Source organism: Bacillus sp. JNUCC-22, from assembly GCF_018861275.1.
GTDB classification, from domain to species: Bacteria; Bacillota; Bacilli; order Bacillales; family Bacillaceae; genus Bacillus; species Bacillus velezensis.
Map to the genome: position 1 here is coordinate 1,388,306 of NZ_CP076408.1, position 23,134 is coordinate 1,411,439.

The following is a 23,134-nucleotide window of genomic DNA, read 5'->3' on the forward strand; positions in this document are numbered from 1 at the left end:
AATATGAACAAATGTGAAAGATTTTGATAGTTATTGAGTGAATTTGAGTGATTTTAGTTGCTAGAAGTAAAAAAAGCGTTTACAATTATCTTGCAGCCGAAATGAATACGTTTCCAAAGGAGGCGGAATATGCTCACTCCTGAAAGGTATCAGCTGATTATGGATCAGATTGAAAAGCGTGATGTGGTGAAGATTCAAGAGCTGATAAGTATGACAAATGCTTCTGAATCAACGATCAGAAGAGATTTATCAACACTTGAAGAGCGCGGATTTTTAAAACGCGTTCACGGCGGGGCGTCTAAACTTTCCAACAGCAGGCAAGAACCCGATATGCTTGAAAAATCCTCCAAAAACCTTCAGGATAAACTGAAGATCGCAGAAGAAGCGGCATCTTTATTAGAAGAAGGTGACTGTATTTATCTTGATGCGGGAACAACTACATTGCACATGATTGATTTTATAGATCCCTCTAAGGACATTGTGGTTGTCACAAACGGAGTTATGCATATCGACGCTTTAATAAGGAAAGGGATCCCCTTTTATCTTCTCGGAGGATATGTGAAGCATAGAACAGGTGCGATGATCGGCGGCGCCTCATTAACGGCGGTCAGCCAGTACCGTTTTGACAAAAGCTTCCTCGGGGTGAACGGCGTGCACATTGAAGCCGGCTTTACAACACCCGATCCGGATGAGGCTCTTCTGAAGACAAAGGCTGTGAGACAGGCGAAAAATGCGTATGTTTTAGCCGATCCTTCTAAATTCGGCGAGATTTCTTTCGCAGCGTTCGCCGCCTTGGGCGATGCCGCTATCATTACCACTGAAGCTGAAGAACTTGCATTCGATAATTACCAAGAAAAAACTGTCGTAAAGGTAGTGAAACCATGATTTACACTGTAACCCTCAATCCGTCTGTTGACTATATCGTTCACGTTGAAGATTTTGCCGTAGGCGGTTTAAACCGTTCCAGCTATGACACGAAGTATCCCGGCGGAAAAGGCATCAACGTTTCGAGATTACTGAAAAGACATCATGTGCCGTCAAAAGCATTGGGGTTTGTCGGCGGATTTACCGGAAATTATATCACGTCATTTTTGCAGCAGGAAGGTCTGGAAACGGCTTTTTCTGAGGTAGATGAAGACACACGTATAAATGTAAAACTGAAAACGGGCGATGAAACGGAAATTAACGGACAGGGCCCGACGATTTCAGACGAAATGTTCAATGCCTTTTTAGAACAGTTCTCCGCTTTGGAAGAGGGAGACATCGTCGTTTTAGCGGGAAGCATTCCTTCTTCCCTGCCGCATAACACGTATGAAAAAATTGCTGAGGCATGCAGAAAGCAGAATGCCCGGGTAGTGGTGGACATCTCCGGTGAAGCGCTGATGAAAGCGACAGAAATGAAACCGTTTTTGATGAAGCCGAATCATCATGAGCTTGGCGAAATGTTCAATACGGTCATTGATTCAGCCGAAGCTGCCGTTCCTTACGGTAAAAAATTGATTGAACAAGGCGCTGAACATGCGATTGTTTCGATGGCTGGCGACGGTGCGCTTTTATTTACGAAAGAGGCGGTTTTCCTCGCCAATGTTCCTAAAGGAAAGCTTGTCAATTCGGTAGGCGCGGGTGATTCCGTCGTCGCGGGATTCCTTGCGGGAATTTCAAAACAGCTGCCTTTGGAAGATGCGTTCCGTTTAGGAGTTGCTTCCGGAAGCGCAACGGCATTTTCTGAAGAACTCGGAACTGAAGAGTTTGTACAGCAGCTTCTTCCTGAAGTTAAAGTCACACGTCTATAGAGGAGGAAAGAAAAGTGAAGATAACTGAGCTGTTAACAAGAGATACAATTCATCTCAATATAGAAAGCAAAGAGAAAGAAAACGTTATCGATGAAATGGTGACAGTGCTTGACAAAGCCGGCAGATTAAATGACAGAGAGGCTTACAAAGCAGCCATTTTAAATCGTGAAAGCCAAAGCTCGACGGGAATCGGCGAAGGCATTGCCATCCCTCATGCGAAGACGGCGAGCGTCATTAACCCGGCCATCGCATTCGGCCGTTCAAAAGATGGTGTGGATTATGAATCATTAGACGGTCAGCCGGCACACCTGGTCTTTATGATTGCGGCAACCGAAGGAGCGAATAATACGCACCTTGAGGCATTATCAAGACTTTCAACGCTTCTCATGCGTGAGGAAATCCGCAAACAGCTTCTTGAAGCTGAATCAGAAGATGCGATCATTGACATCATCAATCAGCATGACAAAGATGACGATGAGGAAGAAGAAGAGCAGGAAGAACAGGCAGCGCCGTCAGGAAAGGGCAAAATCCTTGCCGTTACGGCATGTCCGACAGGTATCGCCCATACGTTCATGGCAGCTGACGCACTGAAGGAAAAAGCGAAAGAGCTCGGCGTTGACATTAAAGTCGAGACAAACGGCTCAAGCGGTATCAAACATAAGCTGACGGCTCAAGAAATTGAAGACGCGCCTGCGATTATCGTGGCGGCTGATAAACAGGTTGAAATGGAACGCTTTAAAGGCAAACATGTTCTTCAAGTGCCTGTAACGGCCGGTATCAGACGTCCTCAGGAACTGATTGAAAAAGCCGTTAACCAAGATGCGCCGATTTACGAGGGCAGCGGCGGAGGATCTTCCGCTTCAGATGAAGACGGCCCGAAACAGAAATCAGGCACAAGCATCGGAAGTACTTTCTATAAACACTTAATGAGCGGTGTCAGCAACATGCTGCCATTTGTCGTCGGCGGCGGAATTCTCGTTGCGATTTCATTCTTCTGGGGAATTCATTCAGCTGATCCGAAAGACCCGACATACAACACGTTTGCCGCAGCGCTGAACTTTATCGGCGGCGATAATGCGTTAAAGCTGATTGTTGCAGTTCTTGCCGGATTCATCGCAATGAGTATTGCGGACCGTCCGGGATTTGCGCCGGGTATGGTCGGCGGATTTATGGCTACGCAGGCGAATGCCGGATTCTTGGGCGGACTGATTGCCGGATTCTTAGCAGGTTATGTCGTAGTCCTTTTGAAAAAGCTGTTTGTCTTTATTCCTCAGACTCTTGACGGATTAAAACCTGTATTGATTTATCCGCTGCTCGGTATTTTTATCACCGGTGTCCTGATGCAGTTTGTCATAAACACACCTGTCGCAGCGTTTATGAATTTCTTAACAAATTGGCTTGAAAGCCTTGGAACTGGAAACCTTGTCTTAATGGGTATTATTTTAGGCGGTATGATGGCTATCGACATGGGCGGCCCGCTCAATAAAGCGGCGTTCACTTTCGGTATCGCGATGATCGGGGCCGGAAACTATGCGCCGCATGCGGCCATCATGGCGGGCGGAATGGCTCCGCCGCTTGGAATCGCACTGGCGACAACATTCTTTAAACACAAATTCTCTAAACGTGACCGTGAAGCCGGTATTACGTGCTACTTCATGGGAGCAGCTTTCGTTACAGAAGGCGCCATCCCGTTTGCAGCGGCTGATCCGCTTCGCGTCATCCCTGCAGCCGTTGTCGGTTCTGCGGTAGCGGGCGGGTTGACAGAGTTTTTCCGGGTAACGCTTCCTGCACCGCACGGAGGAATATTCGTTGCATTCATTACGAACCATCCGCTGCTTTACTTAATGAGCATCGTGATCGGAGCGATTGTAACGGCGGTTATCTTGGGAATCGTCAAAAAACCGGTTGTAGAGAAATAAGCAAAAAGCGTCCTTTACGGGCGCTTTTTTCAATCATATGCGCATAGAAGCGTTATGTATTTGGTGATGAGTTGTGATAAAGTAAAGATAGTACATGAAACCGTAACAGTGATCGTCTAGGAGGAACCACGTTGACTGAAGAACAAAAACCTACTTCTGAAAAATCGGTAAAAAGAAAATCCAACACGTATTGGGAATGGGGAAAGGCCATCATTATAGCGGTCGCTCTTGCGCTTTTAATCCGCCATTTCCTGTTTGAACCGTACTTAGTGGAAGGATCATCAATGTACCCGACATTACATGACGGTGAAAGGCTGTTTGTCAACAAAAGCGTCAATTATATCGGAGAAATCGAGCGGGGGGACATCGTCATTATTAACGGCGATACATCGAAAGTCCATTATGTAAAGCGGCTCATCGGAAAACCCGGAGAAACGGTGGAAATGAAAAATGACACGCTTTATATAAACGGCAAAAAAATCGATGAACCGTACCTCGCGAGCAATAAAAAAGAAGCGAAAAAACTGGGAGTCAACCTGACGGGAGATTTCGGCCCCGTAAAGGTTCCGAAAGGCAAATACTTCGTCATGGGCGACAATCGGCTGAACTCAATGGACAGCCGGAACGGACTCGGTTTAATTGCCGAAAAACGGATCGTCGGCACCTCGAAGTTTGTGTTCTTCCCGTTTCATGATATGCGTCAGACAAAATAAAAACGCCGCGCTGCCCGATTCGGACAGCAGGCGTTTTTTATTTGGCAAACGAGGCGGCGACGGCAATGAACATTACCGTGGCCAGCACTGATCCGACAATGGCCAGAACGCTGAAAAAAAGATTCACCTGCTGCTTCTCTTTGCCGCGTTTTTCAAGCATCCGTTTTGAAAAGAGATGCGAAAACGTGTAAATGAGGGCGATTCCGACGTACAAGCCGATGTCACGTGCGGTAAAGCCTGTGACGGCCAGAAAAACCCCGGTAAAGAAAATCATAAGACAATATTCTGTGAGTGTTAAAAGCTTCAACTTGTTCCTCCGTGATGAATATGTATATATATCTATTGTATCACAGGGCTTCGGGTTTGGCGCTTGCGTCTTTTCAAAACCCTTATATTCGCAGGGAAACATTTCTCTTCCCCTTTATTCATGGTATACTTTTAATGATGATAGACACGATGGAGGATTCTAAATGATTGCTGTAAATAATGTGAGCTTGCGTTTTGCGGATCGCAAGTTATTTGAAGATGTCAATATTAAATTTACGCCGGGCAACTGCTACGGATTAATAGGCGCAAACGGTGCCGGAAAATCAACATTTTTGAAAATTTTATCCGGTGAGCTGGAGCCGCAGACCGGCGATGTCCATATGAGCCCGGGCGAACGTCTTGCCATTCTGAAGCAGAACCACTTTGAATATGAAGACTTCGAAGTGCTGAAAGTCGTTATTATGGGACATAAACGTTTATACGAAGTCATGCAGGAAAAAGACGCGATTTATATGAAGCCTGATTTTTCAGATGAAGACGGCATCCGCGCCGCTGAGCTTGAAGGAGAGTTTGCGGAATTAAACGGATGGGAAGCTGAAAGTGAAGCCGCTATTTTGTTAAAGGGCCTGGGCATCTCTGAAGACCTGCATACGAAGAAAATGGCGGACTTAGGCGGTTCAGAAAAGGTGAAAGTGCTCTTGGCACAGGCGCTGTTCGGCAAGCCGGACGTTCTGCTGCTTGATGAACCGACCAACCACTTGGATCTGAAAGCGATTCAGTGGCTGGAAGAGTTTTTAATCAACTTTGAGAACACAGTCATCGTCGTATCCCATGACCGTCACTTTTTAAATAAAGTGTGCACGCACATCGCCGATCTTGATTTTAATAAAATTCAAGTGTACGTCGGCAACTATGATTTCTGGTATGAATCCAGCCAGCTTGCTTTAAAGCTTTCTCAGGAAGCCAACAAGAAAAAAGAAGAGCAGATTAAACAGCTTCAGGAGTTCGTGGCCAGATTCAGCGCCAACGCCTCTAAATCAAAGCAGGCGACATCAAGAAAGAAACTCCTTGATAAAATCACGCTTGATGATATCAAACCGTCATCACGCCGTTATCCTTATGTCAATTTCACGCCGGAACGCGAGATCGGAAATGACGTGCTGCGGGTTGAAGGCTTAACAAAAACGATTGACGGGGTTAAGGTGCTTGATAACGTCAGCTTTATTATGAACAGAGAAGATAAAATTGCTTTTACGGGACGCAACGAACTTGCCGTTACGACATTGTTTAAAATCATTTCCGGGGAAATGGAAGCTGACAGCGGCACATTTAAATGGGGCGTGACCACTTCTCAGGCGTACTTCCCTAAAGACAACAGCGAGTATTTTGACGGCAGCGATGCGAACCTTGTTGACTGGCTCCGCCAATACTCGCCGCATGACCAAAGCGAAAGCTTTCTGCGCGGCTTCTTAGGACGCATGCTGTTCTCAGGAGAAGAAGTCAACAAAAAATCAAACGTCCTTTCCGGAGGAGAAAAAGTGCGCTGCATGCTTTCAAAAGCGATGCTTTCCGGCGCGAACATTTTAATTCTGGATGAACCGACAAACCACTTAGATTTGGAATCCATTACGGCGCTTAACAACGGCTTAATCAGCTTTAAAGGCGCTATGCTGTTTTCATCTCATGACCATCAGTTTGTACAGACAATTGCCAACCGCATCATTGAATTAACGCCTAAAGGCATTGTTGACAAACAAATGTCTTATGACGAATTTCTTGAAAACGCGGATGTACAGAAAAAGCTTGAAGAGCTATACGCGTAATAAAGAAGCAGGGGAGACTCTGCTTTTTTATTTATGAAAAAAGTTTTCAATCTTCTGACTTCCCGTTACAATAAATGAATACATAACTTGAAAAGAGACGGAGGAATGCATCATGAAGTTTTTAGTTGTCGGAGCTGGGGGAGTGGGCGGATATATCGGCGCGCGTCTTGCAGAAAAGGGAAATGACGTGACGTTTCTCGTCCGCAAGAAACGGGCGGAACAATTACAAGAGACGGGATTGACCGTCAAAAGTGAAAAAGGTGATGTTTCAATCAAGCCGAAATTAATCATGGCGGGCGAAGAAGGAGCATTTGACGCGGTTATCATCGCTTCAAAAGCGTATTCTTTGCAGGACGTCATTCGGGATGTCAAACCGTTTGTCAAACCTTCGTCGGTCATTATTCCTTTTTTAAACGGATACAGGCACTATCACCAGCTGTTTGAAGCTTTTTCAAAACGGCAGGTGCTGGGCGGCCTCTGCTTTATTGAGAGCGCCCTTAACGACAAAGGGGAAATTCTTCATACGAGCGCTGCCCACCGCTTTGTTTTCGGTGAATGGAACGGGGAACGCACAGAACGTATGAACGAGCTGGAAAACGCATTTGCAGGTGTGAAAGCGGATGTCATCATCAGCCGGGATATTGAAAAGGACATTTGGAAAAAATATATGTTTATTGCCGCGCAGGCGGGAGTGACCACTCTGTTTCAACAGCCGGTCGGACCGATTTTAGATACAGAAGGCGGCCGCAACACGGCAAAGCGCCTCTTTGCTGAAATCGGAGCCATTTTCAAGGCTGCCGGCATCCCGAAAGATCCTGGTCTGGAAGAAGAGAGTTATCGCACATTGACAAGCATGTCTTACCATATGAAATCGTCGATGCTGAGAGATATGGAAAAGGGCAGGGTGACGGAAGGTGATCATTTACACGGATTTTTGCTTGAGAAAGCGAAAGGCTTGTCAGTTGATACACCTGTTTTGGAAACCGTCTGCGCCAACTTGCAAATGTATGAAGCGAAATAAAAAAAGGAGGCCTGATCGCCTCCTTTTTTTATTAAAATGCCCAGTTTCCGTTTCTGAAGATCGGTTCTCTTTTGCCGTCCGCCGTAATGCCGTCGATATTCATATCTTTGGAACCGACCATAAAATCTACGTGTGTAATGCTTTCATTTAAGCCCTCTTTGACAAGCTCTTCCCGTGTCATTTGTTTGCCGCCCTCAATATTAAAGGCATACGCGCTGCCGATCGCCAAGTGGTTAGAGGCGTTTTCATCGTACAGTGTGTTGTAAAATAAAATATTTGATTGTGAAATCGGTGAATCGTACGGCACTAAGGCCACTTCACCGAGATAGTGTGAGCCTTCATCGGTTTCGACGATGCCTTTTAAAATCTCCTCGCCTTTTTCAGCTTTCACATCGACAATGCGGCCGTTTTCAAAGGTAAGAGTGAAGTTATCAATAATGTTGCCGCCGTAGCTCAGCGGTTTCGTGCTGGAAACCGTGCCGTTCACCCCGTCACGCTGCGGGAGGGTGAAAACCTCTTCTGTCGGCATGTTGGCCATGAATTCGTGCCCGCTTTCATTCACGCTTCCTGCGCCTGCCCATACATGTTTTTTCGGCAGTTCAATGGTTAAGTCTGTTCCTTCAGCCTGATAATGCAGGGCGCTGTAATGTTTTTTGTTTAAGTGTTCCACTTTTTCATGAAGGTTTTGATCATGTTTTTTCCATGCTTCAACAGGGTCTTCTTCATTTACGCGGGTCGTTTTGAAAATTTCTTCCCATAAAAGCTGAACGGCTGTTTCTTCCGGCTGATCCGGGAACACTTTTTTCGCCCAGCCTGTTGAAGCGGCTCCGATCACCGTCCAGCTGACCTTATCTGATTGAATATATTGTCTGTATGTATGCAATGCTTTTCCGGCGGCTTTTTGGAACGCTGCAATCCGTTTGCCGTCAGTGCCTTTTAATAGGTCGGGGTCGGATGAGACGACAGAAATAAACGCAGCCCCTTTTTTCGCGAGCTCTTCTTTTCCTTTTGCTTCCCATTCAGGATACTCTTCAAACGCTTCAAAAGGTGCCATCTCGTATTTTAATCTGGACAGTTCATCGTCCTGCCAATTTACTGTGACGTTTTTAGCGCCTTTTTCATAAGAATGTTTGGCAAGCAGTCTGACAAGTTCCCGGACATCAGTTGAGGCATTGATTACGACATGCTGTCCTTTTTGGACATTGACGCCGACTTCTACCGCCAGCTGAGCATATGTATGTAACTTTTCAGTAAACGAACTCATCGTTCATTCCTCCTCATCGGTTTTTCTCATCATATCAAATATCGCCTCATAAAGGAAAGAAAGGAGCACAAACGAAAAAGACACAGCTTTTGCTGCGTCTTTACGGGTGATTCAGTTTTACGGCGCCGCCGGCCGGAGAATGGGGCATATTGGCCAGTGAAATGCTCATACCCCCCAAAATAATTCCGCTTAAAATGACGGCTACTGCTACGCGTCTTCCCACATCTCTAAGCATATGCTTCCTCCTTAATGTTTCTCCAGTTCTCACAATATGAGCCGGGTGGAGAAAAAAGAAGCATAATCTTATTATTTAATCGCTTTTTGCAGCTTGTCGATGACGTCTAATGAACGCCCCGTGCCGATAGCCACTGATTCAAGCGGATTTGCCGCCAAATGAACGGGAACGACGATTTCATCTGTCAGCCATTCTTTCATCCCGTTTAAAAGGGAGCCTCCTCCGGTTAACACGACGCCGCGGTCAACGATATCACCGCTGAGCTCCGGCGGACAATCTTCAAGTGTCGCTCTGATCGCTTCAAGAATATGCAGGAGCGACTCACGCATCGCGTGCTGAATTTCATTAGATTGCAGTCTGATTGTCTTCGGCAGACCGGTTACAAGGTCACGCCCGCGGATTTCCATCGTTTCCGGCACATGTTCGATCAATGCAAAACCGATTTCCATTTTCACTTGTTCTGCCGTACGTTCCCCGATCAGCAGGTTGTATTTTTTTCTGACGAACGAGGCGATATCTTCATCAAGCTGGTCGCCGCCGATTCTGATCGAATGGCAGGATACGACGCCCCCGAATGAGATGATGGCGACTTCAGTCGTACCGCCGCCGATATCTACGACGACGTTTGCGACCGGCTCGTCAACAGGGAGGTCGGCCCCGATTGCAGCGGCTACGGGTTCTTCAATCAAGTGAACGTTTTTCGCTCCGCAGTTTTTGACAGCGTCACTGATGGCGCGTCGTTCAACGGCTGTTGAGCCTGAAGGCGTGCAGACGACGACATTCGGTTTGCGGAAAGTCATTCCGATTTTTTTTCCGGCTTTTTTCATAATGTGTTTTAATAAGTCAGTTGTCATATCATAATCAGCAATGACACCGTCTTTCATCGGCCGAACGGCGACGATTTTCCCCGGCGTCTTTCCGATCATGCTTTTGGCATCCGTTCCGATGGCAAGCACCGCTTTCGTTGTTGTATCTACAGCGACAACGGAAGGCTCGTTTAAAATAATTCCTTTATTTTTACTGTAAACAAGTATATTAGCGGTTCCTAAGTCGATTCCGATCTCAGTTGATTGAAACATGTTTTCACCCAATCCCTATCCTGATTTAATTGATTCTACATTTAAAGTTTCTGAGAAAAACCACGATTTTTGGGGGTTTCCGCCGGGAATGAAATGTTTTTGTAAAAAAGGAGGGAAAGTCTGTATCCCATATTTCAAAAGGATTTTCTTCTGTAAAAAAACATTCAGTTCCGGATGCTGAGAAACTTTTGCTCCGTTCCTTTCGTCTACGTTTATGAAGGATTTTCCTTGGACATAAAGAAGAGACATTAAAGGAAGTAGGGGATTTCTATGAAATCAATTGGTGTAGTAAGAAAAGTAGACGAACTCGGGCGTATTGTCATGCCGATTGAATTGAGAAGAGCATTGGATATCGCTATTAAAGATAGTATTGAATTTTTCGTTGACGGAGACAAAATTGTCTTGAAAAAATACAAGCCGCACGGCATTTGCTTAATGACGGGGGAAATTACTCCCGAAAATCAGGAGTACGGCAACGGCAAAATTATTTTAAGTCCTGAAGGAGCGAAAATGCTGCTTGAGGAAATCGAGGAAGCGTTAAAAGATAGATCATAATCAGCAAAAAGGGCGGAGCATCATTCCGTCCTTTTATTATGAACTTGTGCAAAAACTCACGGGAAAAGTAAGCGAACCTGCTCAATTAATTGGGAATAGTTATCATTTTTTAGTCAATAATGCAGTCAACAATGTTACAATATATGTAGAAATGCTAGCGGCAGGTGGGACTATGGGAAAATATCAAGCGCGTATCATTTCCTTAATCTTGGCAATGATTTTTATTATGTTTTGGGATTATTTATTTTATATGATTGAACGGAATCCGATTAACTGGCCCGTTGACATCACCTTTACCGCCGTCACATTAATCAGCGTCTGGCTGCTGGCTTATTATGTGGATAATAAAAAGCAGCTGCTGGCGGAGCTGAAGGACAGCGAGCAGAAAGCAAAGGCGCTTTCAGATGAGAAAAACCGGATCATGGACAATCTGCAGGAAATCGTTTTTCAGACGGATGCACAAGGGAATATTACATATTTGAATCAGGCCTGGACGGCGATTACGGGCCACTCCATCAGCGAATGTATGGGCACGATGTATAATGATTATTTTATAAAAGAAAAACATATCATTGATTATATTATCTCCCAAATCAAGCAGCAGTCCCCGTCAGGAATGTTTACGGCCAAATATATTAAAAGAGACGGCTCGATCTTTTGGGGAGAAGTCCATTATAAGCTGTATTATGACCGCAGACAGAAATTTGTCGGAAGCCTGGGGACGATGTCTGATATCAGTGAACGGAAAAAAGCTGTCGATGAGCTTCTGGAAACGAACGAACGCCTCGCCATGCAATCTCAAAAGCTGGCCATTGCCGGGGAGCTTGCGGCAGGAATCGCCCATGAAGTAAGAAATCCTTTAACGTCAGTCAGCGGCTTTCTCCAGCTGATGAAAGCCCAGTATCCGGAAAGAACGGATTATTTTGATATTATTTTTTCGGAGATTAAAAGGATTGATCTCGTGCTGGGGGAGCTGCTTCTGCTCGCCAAGCCGCAGACCGTGACGTTTACCGCTCATCATCTCAACCATATTTTACGGCAGGTGGCGACGCTTCTTGACACGAACGCGGTGCTGTCGAACACTGTGATTGAGAAGGATTTCAGGCAGACTGAGTCCTGTATGGTCAACGGTGACGAAAACCAGCTGAAACAGGTATTTATCAATATTATTAAAAATGCGATTGAAGCGATGCCTGACGGCGGGAATATTCATATTTATACAAAACGGGATGAAGAATACGCGGTGATCAGCATACAGGATGAAGGAAACGGCATGTCGAAAGAAAAGCTTGAAAACATCGGGAAACCGTTTTTCTCAACAAAAGATCAGGGAACGGGTCTCGGGCTTCCGATTTGTTTACGAATTCTGAAGGAGCATAATGGTAAACTTAACATTAAGAGCAAAAATGGAGAAGGCAGTACGTTTCAGGTGATTCTGCCGTTAGAAGCGGCTGCTGTCCAAAAGGAGGAAAAATAACTTGCTTCTTTTTGCATACGGTTTGTTACGGAAGCGTGAAGAAAACCATGAACTGCTGAAAGGCGCTCCGTGTGTGTGCGAGCAGGCTGCGATAAACGGCGTGCTGTACGAAACGGATAAAGGTCAGCCTGCGGCGTCTTTAGCAGAAACAGCTTTTGTGTACGGGGAATTGTATGAAACAGATCATCAGATGATCCGTAAGCTGGATGCGTATTATGCTGATTTTGATCGAAAAGAGGTTGCCGTGACGACGGATGCCGGGAATAAAACCGCCTTCGCATATGTCGTAAAGCCCGACCAGTGTGCCTCATTCAGCCGTATCAAAAGCGGAGACTGGAAAGAATACCGTTTTATGAAACGGGAGGATGACAGTCCGGTTTATTATTTCGCATACGGCTCCTGTATGGACAATGCCCGGTTTAAACAGGCGGGGGTCGACCACTTTTTTGCCGAGCCGGTCGGAGGGGCGGTTGTTGAAGGGTATTCGACGAGATTCACGTTAAGGCGTCCTGACGGTTCCAGAGCCGATCTTGTTGAAGACGGGGGACGAACTGAAGGCGTGCTGTACAAGCTCCCGTTTGAAGCGGCAACCTATCTGTACAAAAGAGAAGGTGTTGATAACCACACATACCGTCCCGCGTTCATAGAAGTGTGTGCCGGCGGCCGTGTATACAGAGGCGTCCTGACGTTTCTCGTTCTTGATAAAGCTGAGGAAATTGCGCCTCCGGGTCACTATCAGGAAGAAATCGAACGCGGATCGGATCTGTATTTATCGCCCGCCTTTTCAGAAAAGCTTAAACGCTATATGAACTCATTGCCGAAAATGTGATACTATTCCTATTAGAGATATTGTTTAAAGGAGTACTGTTATGAGAAAAGAGTTTGCCGTTATCGGTCTCGGACGCTTCGGCGGAAGTATTTGCAAAGCATTAAGTGAAGAAGGCCTTGAGGTCATGGCGATGGATATTGATGAAGATAAAGTAAATGAATACGCCAAAATCGCATCACACGCGGTCATCGGCGATTCAACCGATGAATCGGTGCTGAAAAACTTAGGGCTGCGCAACTTTGACCACGTCATTGTGGCAATCGGCGAAAATATACAGGCGAGCATTTTAACGACGCTGATCTTAAAGGAACTCGGCGTGAACACGATCACGGTTAAAGCGCAGAACGATTATCATGAGAAAGTGCTTGCGAAAATCGGGGCCGATCACATCGTCCACCCTGAACGTGACATGGCAAAACGCATCGCCCACAACATCGTATCAAATAATGTGCTTGATTATTTGGAGCTGTCCGACGAACACAGCATTGTGGAGATCGTGGCCAACAGCAGGCTTGCGGGCAACACACTGCTTGATCTGGATATCCGGGCGAAGTACGGCATTAATATCGTGGCCATCAAGAGAGAAAAAGAAGTGATCGTATCTCCGCTGGCGACTGAAATGATCCAAAAAGAAGATATTCTCATCGTTATCGGCTCTCTTACGGACATTTCCCGATTTGAAAAAAGAGTGCTTCACACAAAGTGAAAAGCCGTCCGTAAAAGGACGGTCTTTTATTATGTCAGAATAGAAAGACATTTATCATGTAAGCGGTATATTCTGCAATTTTTATTGACTATGATCAGGCGATCCGATAGCATATTGTACCATATAAAGAAAAAGAGGAGGCCTCATTTTGAACAAAGAAACACTGGCTGAACGGCTGAATGCATCAGCCGGCAGACAAAAAGCCGATACCGTCATTAAAAACGGAAAAATCATGGATGTATTTAACCAGGAATGGATTTCTGCAGATATCGCCATTACGGGCGGAGTGATCGTCGGGCTGGGCGAATATGAAGGGGAAGAAGTCATTGATGCAGAAGGTCAAATGATCGTTCCGGGCTTTATTGACGGACATGTTCATATCGAGTCCTCTATGGTTACTCCGATTGAATTTGCTAAAGCCGTCCTCCCTCACGGAGTGACTACTGTCATTACTGATCCTCACGAAATTGCGAACGTTTCCGGAGCAAAAGGCATTTCATTTATGATAGAGCAGGCGAAAAAGGCGCCGCTGAACATCCGTTTCATGCTTCCTTCCTGTGTTCCCGCCGCTAGCTTTGAACGCTCGGGAGCCGTATTAAAAGCCGAGGATTTAAAGCCTTTTTATAAGGAGAAAGAGGTGCTCGGGCTTGCGGAAGTAATGGATTATGTGTCTGTTGCGGAAGGTGAAGAGGATATGCTTCAGAAACTGCTTGATGCCAAGCGTCACGGAAAACGGATCGACGGGCATTTAGCCGGACTGTCTTCAGATATCATCAATATATACAGAACCGCAATGGTGTCAAATGATCATGAAGTGACGACAAAAGAAGAAGCGCTGGACAGAATCAGACGGGGAATGTACGTCATGCTGCGCGAAGGATCGGTGGCAAAAAATACGCTCAATGTGCTGCCGGCGGTGAATGAAAAAAACGCGCGCCGCTTTTTCTTTTGTACGGATGATAAGCATGTAGATGATCTGCTTTCAGAAGGAAGTGTGAACCACCAAGTCAAAATGGCGATAAAGGCGGGACTTGATCCATTCCTTGCGTATCAGCTCGCCAGCTTAAATGCGGCTGAGTGCTACGGCCTTGAAACAAAAGGGGCGGTAGCGCCGGGTTTTGACGCAGATCTGCTGTTCATTTCAGATGTACGGGAGGCTGCCGTCACGAAGACCATGGTCGCCGGCCGGACCGTTGCCGAGAACGGACGAACGGTTTATGAACAGTCTGCCGGTTCCTATTCGCCGGACCAGGCGCTGTTGGATACAGTGCGGCTGAGATCGCCGCTGACTGAATCTGATTTTTATATGCCGATTCATGAGGGCAGGAAAATGAAAGTAATCGAAATGATACCGAATCATTTGGAGACGAGAAAAAAAGAAGTGCCTGCACCGTCTGCTGACGCGTTTTGTCCTGATACAGAAAATGATTTATTAAAAATCGCCGTCACAGAGCGGCACAGCGGCGAAAAAATGATAGGACTCGGGATTGTACAAGGGTTCGGGTTAAAAGAAGGCGCCATCGCCACAACCATTTCTCACGATTCCCATAATATCATCGCCGTCGGTACAAACGATGCCGATTTGGCAAAAGCAATCAACAGGCTCCGTGACACCGGAGGAGGATTAACAGCCGTGAAAAACGGAGAATTGCTTCACTCCGTTCCGCTTCCGATCGCCGGGCTTTTGTCTGATAAGTCGGCGGAATGGGTCAATGACAGCTTGGGCGTGCTTCATGAAAAGCTTCCTCTGCTCGGATTCACCGGTGATTTCAATCCGTTTCTCACATTATCGTTTTTAGCGCTTCCGGTGATTCCGGATATTAAAATGACAGCAGCCGGTCTGTTTGATGTCAAAGCCTTTCAGCATATTCCGCTGCAATAAAAAAACTGCACTCATTACGAGTGCAGTTTTTTTTAGACCTCCATAATGATCGGAAGGATCATCGGGCGGCGTTTTGTTTTTTCGTATAGGAACGGAGCAAGTGTATCGGTAATTTCGTTTTTAATTTCGGACCACTGCGTTGTTTTCCGATCCATTACTTTCTCCAGATGGTTCGAAATCAGCTGCTGCGCGTCATTGATCAAATCACCGGATTCTCTCATGTATACAAAACCTCTTGAGATTAAATCAGGCCCCGCCGAAACCTTAAAGTCGTCCATATTGATGCTGACAACAACGATAACAAGGCCTTCTTCTGAAAGAATGCGGCGGTCGCGGAGCACGATATTGCCGATATCACCGATTCCGCTTCCGTCAATGTAAACGGAGCCGGACGGAATTTTGCCTGCCACAGCGGCTTCTTCGCCTTTGAGGGCCAGCACTTCGCCATTATCCATGATAAAGCAGTTTTCTTCAGGTATGCCGCAATCAGTCGCGAGTTTGACGTGCATTTTCTGCATTCTGTACTCACCGTGAATCGGCATAAAGAACTTCGGTTTGATCAGGCGGAGCATTAATTTCTGCTCTTCCTGTCCGCCGTGTCCGGATGTATGAATGTCATTCAATGAACCGTGAATGACTTCTGCGCCCGCACGGTACAGCTGGTTGATGGTGCGGCTTACGCTGATTGTGTTTCCGGGAATCGGAGAGGAAGAAAAGACGACCGTATCTCCGGGATTAATGGAAATCTGCCGGTGCGTCCCGTTAGCGATACGCGATAACGCCGCCATCGGTTCACCTTGGCTTCCCGTACATAAAATCGTTACCTTATTGGCAGGCATACGATTGATTTCGTTATGCTCAATAAACGTATTTTTAGGACAGGTAATGTAACCGAGATTTTGTCCGATTTCAATAGCCGATTCCATACTGCGTCCGAATACAGCAACTTTTCTGCCGTTTAAAACGGCTGCTTCAATCACCTGCTGAAGACGGTGTATATTCGAAGCGAATGTCGCAAATATAATTCTGCCGTCCACTTTTCGGAAAATATCGTGAATGCTTTCGCCTACGCGGCGTTCTGACATGGTGAAATCAGGAACCTCACTGTTTGTACTGTCAGAAAGCAGGCACAAAACGCCTTCTTTCCCGATTTCAGCCATCTTTGTCAAGTTTGCCGGTTCGCCTACCGGTGTGAAATCGAACTTAAAGTCCCCGGTATGTACGATATTGCCCGGCGGTGTTTTGACGACGATTCCGTATGAATCCGGAATGCTGTGTGTCGTTCTGAAGAAGGATACTGACGTCTTGCGGAACTTCACGATGTCGTCTTCACCGATGATGTTTAATTTAGTCTGTCTTAACAGCCCGTGCTCTTCAAGTTTATTCCGAAGTAAGCCGATCGCGAGTTTACCGCCGTAAACGGGAATATTTACTTGTCTGAGCAGGTACGGAATACCGCCGATATGGTCTTCGTGACCGTGGGTGATAAACAGACCTTTAATTTTATCTTCATTTTTTACTAAATACGTGTAATCGGGGATTACGTAATCAATGCCGAGAAGTTCATCTTCCGGGAACTTGATTCCCGCATCAATCAGTACAATTTCATCCTGAAACTGCACCCCGTACGTATTTTTCCCGATCTCGCCCAATCCGCCGAGGGCGAAAACGGCAGTCTGGTCATTTTTTACAAATTTCATTCCGCTCATAACTCCAATACTTTAAAATTTTCGCTCTGCTTCTCATATTCTAAAAAAGCACCGTCCACAGGCTGAACAAATTCAATGTTGTATTTCTGATCTTTCAGTTTCGTTCTGACGTCCCGTTCTGAAACGCCCTCAATGTAAAGTGAATCTGTTTTTTCCCGAACAGGTACTTCGTCAGCCTTCTCTTGATAAAATACCTTATAAATCATCCAAATCTCTCCTTAAATGCCGTATGTTAGACTCGCTTATTCTATTATATTCGAAAACGGATTATAAGGAAAGTCTCGAGCAAAAAAGGGACTTTCAAAAACCGAAAGATCCCTTCTACGCGATGACTTTTTTCCGGAGCATTCCGCCCCACTGTCTTCTGAGTTTCTTCCGTAATCGGCGCAGCATCGTATACCTCCTTTAAAGCCTTTTATAGCAGTAGTATGCGGAAAAAATGAATTTGTTTTCGTGGGTAAAACTGGAATTTCATCAAGGCGGTTTTCCGGAAGAAAAACTTTCTGTATGATGATATTGAAAAAGACACGACTGATAAACGGGAAAAAGGAGAAATTGACATGAATCCAAAACTGATCTTTTTTGATATTGACGGCACGATCTATGACCATGATAAACATATTCCCGATAGCGCAAGAAACGCCGTGACGGCGCTTAAAGAGGCTGGCCATCACGTTTTTATCGCCAGCGGAAGGTCCCCGTTTATGGTAAAACCGATTCTGGAAGAGCTTGAGATTGAATCATTTATTTCATACAACGGCCAGTATGTCGTATTTGAAGGTGAGGTCATTTATAAAAATCCGCTTCCTGAAGATGCGGTTGCGCGTTTATTAAAGCAGGCGGCAGAAGGGGAGCACCCCGTCGTATTTATGGCGGAAGACACGATGAAAACGACCGTCCCCGGACATCCGCACGTCTCGGAAGGAATCGGCAGTCTGAAAGCGCCTTATCCCGAAGTTGATGAAACTTTTTATAAAGGAAAAGAAATTTATCAGCTGCTTTTATTCTGCCGCGGACATGAAGAAAAAGCATATGCCGCTTTTCCGGAGTTTGATTACGTCCGCTGGCACGAATTGTCAACGGATGTGCTTCCGAAAGGCGGTTCAAAAGCGGAAGGCATTAAAAGAGTGCTTGAGCGGCTTCCGTACGGCGTAAGTGACACTTATGCATTCGGCGACGGATTAAATGACCTTGAGATGATCCGTTTTGTCGGCACCGGGGTGGCGATGGGAAATGCGGTTCCGGAATTAAAAGCTGCCGCTGATTTCGTCACAAAGCCGGTGGATGAGGAAGGAATCAGCTGGGCCGTCAAAGAACTGGGCCTTTTGCAATAAAGAAAACCGGCACTTTGGGAAGTGCCGGTTATTTTTAACGGTCAATGGCAATGGCGTTTTCAGGTTCTTTGAACGGATTTTCTTTATCAATATGGTCGTAAAACATCACGCCGTTCAGATGATCGATTTCGTGCTGAAACACGATGGCCGGAAAACCTTTGAGGCGGATGTCAATCTGTTCTCCTTCAAGCGTCACCGCCTTTACGCGGATGCGGGCGTAGCGCGGCACATAGCCGGGAATGGGTTCGTCTACCGACAGGCAGCCTTCTCCGCTCGTCAAGTAGCTTTTTTCCACTGAGTGGCTGACGATCTTAGGGTTAAAAAGAGCATAGCTGTATAAAGTGCCTTTCGCATCTTCTGCATGGACGGCGATCATCCGTTTTTTTACGTCTGTTTGGGGAGCGGCAAGACCGACGCCCGGACGAAGCTTGTATTTCTCGGCTAATTCAGGATTTTGGCTGTTTTTCACAAACTCAATCATATCAGCAAGATGCTGTTTTTCTTCGTCAGAAGCGGGAAGCTGGACCTCTTCAGCGATCTCTCTGAGCGCGGGATGTCCGTCGCGTACAATATTTTCCATAGTAATCAAGAAACTTCACTCCTAAAGCTTAATATGTAAATTATAGCGAATTTCTTTATCGCGGCGCAACGAAACAATTGGCCGGCCATAGCAGGCCGGCCGATGTTCATGGTGTATAAGGTCAGCAGCCGCAGCCTAAATAAGCGGCACCGACGATGATTAATAAGATAAACAATACGACGATTAATGCGAATGTGCGGCCGTATCCGCCGCCGCAGCCGTAACCGTAACCGCCGCCATAACCATATCCGCCGCCGCAACAACCGCCGCCAAATCCGCCGCCAAATCCATATCCGTACATAAAAAAACCTCCTCTTTTAATTACGCTGACCCTCTGTCAGCAGGGCCGGCGTCTACTATAAACTATGTAAAAGCCAAAAAGATGTATGGTCATCCGCCCTGTTTTCTCAATTTTTTACGCAAGTATTCTTTGAAAGCACCGTAAGCGTCTTTACACGGTCATGCCAATTACAGCTCAGCTATTGTCAAAAAGCGTTCGGGCTTCTATAGTGGAAATTGTCAAGATTGGGGGATTCTAAGTGAATATGATTCAGAAAAAGGTATTAGCAGGAATCGGAGCGCTCGGCGCCGCAAGTATGCTGCTTGCCGGCTGCGGGGGAAAAGATCCGGTTGAATCGCTTCATGACTCGATGGAAAAAGCCGTTCAAGCGGAAAAACCGTTTCAAAAAGAGCAGAAAACATTAGAAAAATTGGAGAAAAAAGAGCATCAGCTATACGACAGCGCGGTTAAACTGAATATGGATGATTACCAGAAAATTGTCACACTGTCTGATCAGGCTCTGAGCAATGCAAATCAGCGAAAAAAACATCTGAAAGCAGAAAAAGACAGTATTGATGATTCAAAAAAAGTGTTTGAATCCGCAAAAAAAACTTCTCAAGAAATAAAGGATAAGAAAGTAAAAGAAAAAGCCGGGCATGCTGTCGCTTTAATGGGGAAAAGGTATGCATCTTATGATCTTTTGTACAAAAAGTACGAAAAAGCCATATCACTTGATAAGGACCTTTATAAGCTGATTAAAGATAAAAAGCTCACATTAGCGCAGCTGGAAGAGCAAATCAGCAAAGTAAACTCAGTTTACGAAAAGGTGCATAAACAAGCAGATGAGTTCAATCAATTTACTAAAGACTACAACAAAGAGAAAGAACTATTATTCCGCAAATAGTATAGTGAAGGCATATCGGCATGGGCTGATGAACTGATAACAACCGAGTTCAGCCGCCTGTAAAAAGGCGGCTGAAGAATTGGTATATACGTGTGTTTCCCATTGACAACAAGTAAATCATGGTATAGTATTTATTTAGGGAAATATTCACATAAAACCAATCGTTGTTTCGGCACGTTGGAATGTTTTTATTATATTGATATATAGAAAACAGAATGAAAATGTGGTTTTAATTATCAGAAAATTCTATCTATTTATATTTGCGGCAATATGATATTTGTACATGCTTTTTGCTTTTAAACCTTTATCCGGCATAAAGGTTTTTTTATTTTGCTTCGTAATGCTTATTAAGTAAGGGTGCTGAGAGTAAACGACAATTTTAAAATTGAAGTGAAAAACGTTAATCAAAATCGGAACGAAAAGAAACGGCAGAAATACGGAACAGGAGGAAAACAAATGCTTGCTTACGTCTTTCCCGGACAGGGAGCGCAGTTTAAAGGAATGGGCAGAGACTTATTCGATGAATTCAGTGAGCTCATTAAAAAGGCAGATCATATTTTAGGATACTCCATAAAGGATTTATGCCTTTCAGATGAAAAAGAGAGGCTGACTGATACGAAGTATACACAACCTGCAATTTATACAGTGAGCGCACTGCAATATTTAAAGGGTTTAAAAGAAGGTCATACACGCCCTGATGCTGTTGCAGGACATAGTCTGGGTGAATATACTGCGCTTTTTGCGGCCGGCGTTTTTAATTTTGAAACAGGTCTCCGGCTGGTTGCTAAAAGAGGCGAGTTAATGAGTGAGGCTTCCGAGGGCGGAATGGCTGCCGTGATCGGACTGGATGAGCATCACATAAAAAAAATACTTCAAAAGTATGAACTCGGCCAAATAGATATCGCCAATTACAATACATCTTCACAAATTGTGATAGCAGGGGCTGCAGAAGAGATAAAGCGGGCAGCCTCTTTTTTTGAAAAAGAAGGGGCGAAAGCTTATATCGTATTGCAAGTCGGCGGAGCTTTTCATTCTCGTTTCATGGAAAGTGCACAGCGTGAATTTGCGGAATTTATCGAGGAGTTTCATTTTTCTGAATTGAATTTCCCGGTCATTTCCAACTATACGGCAAGACCTTATAAACAAGAAGATATCAAACGGAATTTAATTGAACAAATAACAAACTCGGTAAAATGGACTGAAAGCATCAGGTATCTAATGGGACAAGGCGTCACTCTGTTTGAAGAGATCGGTCCTGGAAACATTCTGACTAAATTAATTCAAACCATACAAAGAGATGAGGAACCGCTTACTATCAGTGCGCCGGAAGACAGTCTCTTTTTTTCTGAAGGGAACAAGGACAATTCGGAAAGCGGGAAAGAGCATAGCCTCTTGGCTGAAAATATAGAGAGCGGTGCAGCTTCACCGGTGTCCCGATTGGGTGATCAATCTTTCAAAGAAGATTACGGTTTGACATACGCGTATTTGGCAGGTGCGATGCATAGAGGGATCTCTTCCGCTGAAATGCTGATCCGCCTCGGGAAGAAAGGAATGCTGGGGTTCTTTGGCACAGCGGGTTTACCTATAAGGGAAATTGAACAGGCCCTTATTTCTATTAAGAAGACACTCAAAAATGGCCAGCCCTACGGAATGAATCTGCGATTTGAGCCGGATCATCAAGATAGAGAAAAGGAATTGATAGATTTATATATCAAGCATGACGTACGAGTAATAGAAGCGTCTTCGTATCTTTCTGTCAGCGCACCATTAATTTATTACAAAGCGCATCAGTTGAAGATAGACAAAAGCGGCAGGGTCATACCTCATAATCGGATCATTGCCAAAGTTTCACGGCCGGAAGTTGCGGCCGCATTTCTGAGTCCGCCTCCTCAAAGTATCGTAAAGAGAATGTGTCAGCACGGTATGCTGACGGAAGAGCAGGCGGAGTGGCTCAGCCGTATTCCGGCAGCAGACGATATCATTATTGAAGCAGATTGCGGAAGTAATACTGAACAGGGCTCATTGACAGCGATGCTGCCGTTTTTTGTTAACCTGCGGGATGAAATGATGGAAACACACAAATACGCAAGGAAGATAAGGATCGGGGCTGCGGGAGGAATCGGGACTCCCGAGTCTGCCGCGTCTGCTTTTTTAATGGGCGCTGATTTTATTATGACGGGATCCATTAATCAATGTACAGTTGAAGCCGAAACAAGCGGTTTTGTTAAAGAAATGCTGAGTGAGACAGGAATATGCGATACTGCTTATGCGCCTTCGGAGACTCTGTTTGAGTTCGGAACAAAGGTGCAGGTGCTGAAAAAGGGCACGCTGTTTCCGGTCAGGGCAAATAAATTATTTCAAATCTACCAACAATATGAGTCTTTGAGTGAGATAGATGAAAAGACAAAAATTCAGCTCGAAAATGATTATTTTAACAAGACTGTTGATGAAATCTACGAAAGCTTAATAGAAAAACAGCCGAACCTGGCCCAAAAAGCTGAGCGCAATCAAAAATATAAGATGCTGTTACTATTTAAGTGGTATTTGCAGAGAGGATGTCTGCTTGCTTTGGAAGGGCAGGAAGAACAAAAGGTGAATTTCCAAGTTCATTGCGGCCCGTCTTTAGGCGCTTTTAATCATTGGGTAAAGGGCACGGATTTGGAATCATGGAGAAACAGACATGTCGATGACATTGGTGAAAAATTGATGAATGAGACCGAAAGTCTGCTAAGGCGCAGATTGGATACGTTATTTCTACACTAAA

The 23,134-nt window shown here is 45.3% G+C and carries 22 protein-coding genes; 14 read left to right on the forward strand and 8 right to left on the reverse strand.

The features are described from left to right. The first annotated feature begins 129 nt into the window (after positions 1-129). The 4 genes from JNUCC22_RS07240 (at position 130) to sipT (ending at position 4,425) form a co-directional block, all read left to right on the forward strand. Positions 130-885, forward strand: a complete 756-nt coding sequence (locus tag JNUCC22_RS07240; protein ID WP_007409639.1) for a DeoR/GlpR family DNA-binding transcription regulator — start codon at positions 130-132, stop codon at positions 883-885. Further along, a complete protein-coding gene (pfkB, locus tag JNUCC22_RS07245; protein WP_025284666.1) occupies positions 882-1,793 on the forward strand; it encodes a 1-phosphofructokinase in 912 nt (303 codons plus the stop codon). Before JNUCC22_RS07240 ends, pfkB begins: the two co-directional genes overlap by 4 nt. Positions 1,794-1,807: 14 nt before the next feature. Next, positions 1,808-3,712: a PTS fructose transporter subunit IIABC gene (locus tag JNUCC22_RS07250; RefSeq protein ID WP_045207295.1), complete on the forward strand. Its 1,905-nt coding sequence runs from the start codon at positions 1,808-1,810 to the stop codon at positions 3,710-3,712. A gap of 131 nt (positions 3,713-3,843) precedes the next feature. After that, positions 3,844-4,425: a signal peptidase I sipT gene (gene sipT, locus JNUCC22_RS07255; RefSeq protein WP_007611132.1), complete on the forward strand. Its 582-nt coding sequence runs from the start codon at positions 3,844-3,846 to the stop codon at positions 4,423-4,425. 37 nt (positions 4,426-4,462) lie between these two features. Here the strand turns inward: sipT and JNUCC22_RS07260 are convergent, their stop codons facing one another. Further along, a complete protein-coding gene (locus tag JNUCC22_RS07260) occupies positions 4,463-4,732 on the reverse strand; it encodes a hypothetical protein (protein ID WP_007409641.1) in 270 nt (89 codons plus the stop codon). Between the two features lie 163 nt (positions 4,733-4,895). Between JNUCC22_RS07260 and JNUCC22_RS07265 the strand changes: the two genes are divergently transcribed. After that, complete coding sequence (locus JNUCC22_RS07265) at positions 4,896-6,515, forward strand: ABC-F family ATP-binding cassette domain-containing protein (protein WP_007409642.1); 1,620 nt, start codon at positions 4,896-4,898, stop codon at positions 6,513-6,515. A gap of 112 nt (positions 6,516-6,627) precedes the next feature. Further along, positions 6,628-7,536 carry a ketopantoate reductase family protein gene (locus JNUCC22_RS07270; protein ID WP_216062235.1) on the forward strand — a complete coding sequence of 303 codons (909 nt, stop codon included), beginning with the start codon at positions 6,628-6,630 and terminating at the stop codon, positions 7,534-7,536. Positions 7,537-7,567: 31 nt separating this feature from the next. Here the strand turns inward: JNUCC22_RS07270 and JNUCC22_RS07275 are convergent, their stop codons facing one another. From JNUCC22_RS07275 to mreBH, 3 genes are all read right to left on the reverse strand, one after another. Then, positions 7,568-8,800: an aminopeptidase gene (locus JNUCC22_RS07275; RefSeq protein WP_039063007.1), complete on the reverse strand. Its 1,233-nt coding sequence runs from the start codon at positions 8,798-8,800 to the stop codon at positions 7,568-7,570. Between the two features lie 100 nt (positions 8,801-8,900). Further along, positions 8,901-9,035 carry a protein YkpC gene (locus tag JNUCC22_RS07280; protein WP_003154559.1) on the reverse strand — a complete coding sequence of 45 codons (135 nt, stop codon included), beginning with the start codon at positions 9,033-9,035 and terminating at the stop codon, positions 8,901-8,903. Between the two features lie 71 nt (positions 9,036-9,106). Further along, complete coding sequence (gene mreBH / locus JNUCC22_RS07285; protein ID WP_003154558.1) at positions 9,107-10,114, reverse strand: cell shape-determining protein MreBH; 1,008 nt, start codon at positions 10,112-10,114, stop codon at positions 9,107-9,109. A gap of 270 nt (positions 10,115-10,384) precedes the next feature. Between mreBH and JNUCC22_RS07290 the strand changes: the two genes are divergently transcribed. From JNUCC22_RS07290 to ade, 5 genes are all read left to right on the forward strand, one after another. Further along, on the forward strand, positions 10,385-10,669 hold the full coding sequence (locus JNUCC22_RS07290) for a transcriptional regulator AbhA (protein ID WP_003154557.1): 285 nt from the start codon (positions 10,385-10,387) through the stop codon (positions 10,667-10,669). A 172-nt stretch (positions 10,670-10,841) separates the two neighbouring features. Then, the gene (locus tag JNUCC22_RS07295; RefSeq protein ID WP_007409646.1) at positions 10,842-12,146 is read left to right on the forward strand and encodes an ATP-binding protein; all 1,305 of its coding nucleotides are present in this window, start codon (positions 10,842-10,844) and stop codon (positions 12,144-12,146) included. Between the two features lies 1 nt (position 12,147). Continuing rightward, positions 12,148-12,975, forward strand: coding sequence for a gamma-glutamylcyclotransferase family protein (locus JNUCC22_RS07300; RefSeq protein ID WP_007409647.1), 828 nt, complete (start codon positions 12,148-12,150; stop codon positions 12,973-12,975). Between the two features lie 40 nt (positions 12,976-13,015). Next, a complete protein-coding gene (gene ktrC, locus JNUCC22_RS07305; protein ID WP_003154554.1) occupies positions 13,016-13,681 on the forward strand; it encodes a Ktr system potassium transporter KtrC in 666 nt (221 codons plus the stop codon). A 148-nt stretch (positions 13,682-13,829) separates the two neighbouring features. Further along, the gene (gene ade / locus JNUCC22_RS07310) at positions 13,830-15,563 is read left to right on the forward strand and encodes an adenine deaminase (RefSeq protein ID WP_216062236.1); all 1,734 of its coding nucleotides are present in this window, start codon (positions 13,830-13,832) and stop codon (positions 15,561-15,563) included. A gap of 32 nt (positions 15,564-15,595) precedes the next feature. Here ade and rnjA read toward each other — a convergent pair whose 3' ends face one another. Continuing rightward, complete coding sequence (gene rnjA, locus JNUCC22_RS07315; RefSeq protein WP_003154550.1) at positions 15,596-17,263, reverse strand: ribonuclease J1; 1,668 nt, start codon at positions 17,261-17,263, stop codon at positions 15,596-15,598. Positions 17,264-17,268: 5 nt separating this feature from the next. Further along, positions 17,269-17,478 carry a DNA-dependent RNA polymerase subunit epsilon gene (locus JNUCC22_RS07320; protein ID WP_003154548.1) on the reverse strand — a complete coding sequence of 70 codons (210 nt, stop codon included), beginning with the start codon at positions 17,476-17,478 and terminating at the stop codon, positions 17,269-17,271. Between the two features lie 354 nt (positions 17,479-17,832). Between JNUCC22_RS07320 and JNUCC22_RS07325 the strand changes: the two genes are divergently transcribed. Beyond that, positions 17,833-18,606 (forward strand): Cof-type HAD-IIB family hydrolase, encoded by a 774-nt coding sequence (locus tag JNUCC22_RS07325; RefSeq protein ID WP_007409650.1) that lies wholly within the window; start codon positions 17,833-17,835, stop codon positions 18,604-18,606. 34 nt (positions 18,607-18,640) lie between these two features. Here JNUCC22_RS07325 and def read toward each other — a convergent pair whose 3' ends face one another. Next, the gene (gene def, locus JNUCC22_RS07330) at positions 18,641-19,195 is read right to left on the reverse strand and encodes a peptide deformylase (protein WP_003154544.1); all 555 of its coding nucleotides are present in this window, start codon (positions 19,193-19,195) and stop codon (positions 18,641-18,643) included. A gap of 112 nt (positions 19,196-19,307) precedes the next feature. Next, positions 19,308-19,487, reverse strand: coding sequence for a YjcZ family sporulation protein (locus JNUCC22_RS07335; protein WP_007409651.1), 180 nt, complete (start codon positions 19,485-19,487; stop codon positions 19,308-19,310). 244 nt (positions 19,488-19,731) lie between these two features. Between JNUCC22_RS07335 and JNUCC22_RS07340 the strand changes: the two genes are divergently transcribed. Together JNUCC22_RS07340 and fabD are read left to right on the forward strand one after the other, a co-directional pair. Continuing rightward, positions 19,732-20,370, forward strand: coding sequence for a YkyA family protein (locus JNUCC22_RS07340; RefSeq protein WP_216062325.1), 639 nt, complete (start codon positions 19,732-19,734; stop codon positions 20,368-20,370). 456 nt (positions 20,371-20,826) lie between these two features. Further along, on the forward strand, positions 20,827-23,133 hold the full coding sequence (gene fabD / locus JNUCC22_RS07345; protein WP_216062237.1) for an ACP S-malonyltransferase: 2,307 nt from the start codon (positions 20,827-20,829) through the stop codon (positions 23,131-23,133). Position 23,134 lies beyond the last annotated feature (1 nt).

Bases quoted from the DNA above. Each gene is read 5' to 3' on its own strand.
- JNUCC22_RS07240 (WP_007409639.1), top strand. From the start codon at position 130: ATGCTCACTCCTGAAAGGTATCAGCTGATTATGGATCAGATTGAAAAG.
- pfkB (WP_025284666.1), top strand. From the start codon at position 882: ATGATTTACACTGTAACCCTCAATCCGTCTGTTGACTATATCGTTCAC.
- JNUCC22_RS07265 (WP_007409642.1), top strand. From the start codon at position 4,896: ATGATTGCTGTAAATAATGTGAGCTTGCGTTTTGCGGATCGCAAGTTA.
- JNUCC22_RS07270 (WP_216062235.1), top strand. From the start codon at position 6,628: ATGAAGTTTTTAGTTGTCGGAGCTGGGGGAGTGGGCGGATATATCGGC.
- JNUCC22_RS07275 (WP_039063007.1), bottom strand. From the start codon at position 8,800: ATGAGTTCGTTTACTGAAAAGTTACATACATATGCTCAGCTGGCGGTA.
- JNUCC22_RS07280 (WP_003154559.1), bottom strand. From the start codon at position 9,035: ATGCTTAGAGATGTGGGAAGACGCGTAGCAGTAGCCGTCATTTTAAGC.
- mreBH (WP_003154558.1), bottom strand. From the start codon at position 10,114: ATGTTTCAATCAACTGAGATCGGAATCGACTTAGGAACCGCTAATATA.
- JNUCC22_RS07290 (WP_003154557.1), top strand. From the start codon at position 10,385: ATGAAATCAATTGGTGTAGTAAGAAAAGTAGACGAACTCGGGCGTATT.
- JNUCC22_RS07295 (WP_007409646.1), top strand. From the start codon at position 10,842: ATGGGAAAATATCAAGCGCGTATCATTTCCTTAATCTTGGCAATGATT.
- ktrC (WP_003154554.1), top strand. From the start codon at position 13,016: ATGAGAAAAGAGTTTGCCGTTATCGGTCTCGGACGCTTCGGCGGAAGT.
- rnjA (WP_003154550.1), bottom strand. From the start codon at position 17,263: ATGAAATTTGTAAAAAATGACCAGACTGCCGTTTTCGCCCTCGGCGGA.
- JNUCC22_RS07320 (WP_003154548.1), bottom strand. From the start codon at position 17,478: ATGATTTATAAGGTATTTTATCAAGAGAAGGCTGACGAAGTACCTGTT.
- JNUCC22_RS07325 (WP_007409650.1), top strand. From the start codon at position 17,833: ATGAATCCAAAACTGATCTTTTTTGATATTGACGGCACGATCTATGAC.
- JNUCC22_RS07335 (WP_007409651.1), bottom strand. From the start codon at position 19,487: ATGTACGGATATGGATTTGGCGGCGGATTTGGCGGCGGTTGTTGCGGC.
- JNUCC22_RS07340 (WP_216062325.1), top strand. From the start codon at position 19,732: ATGATTCAGAAAAAGGTATTAGCAGGAATCGGAGCGCTCGGCGCCGCA.
- fabD (WP_216062237.1), top strand. From the start codon at position 20,827: ATGCTTGCTTACGTCTTTCCCGGACAGGGAGCGCAGTTTAAAGGAATG.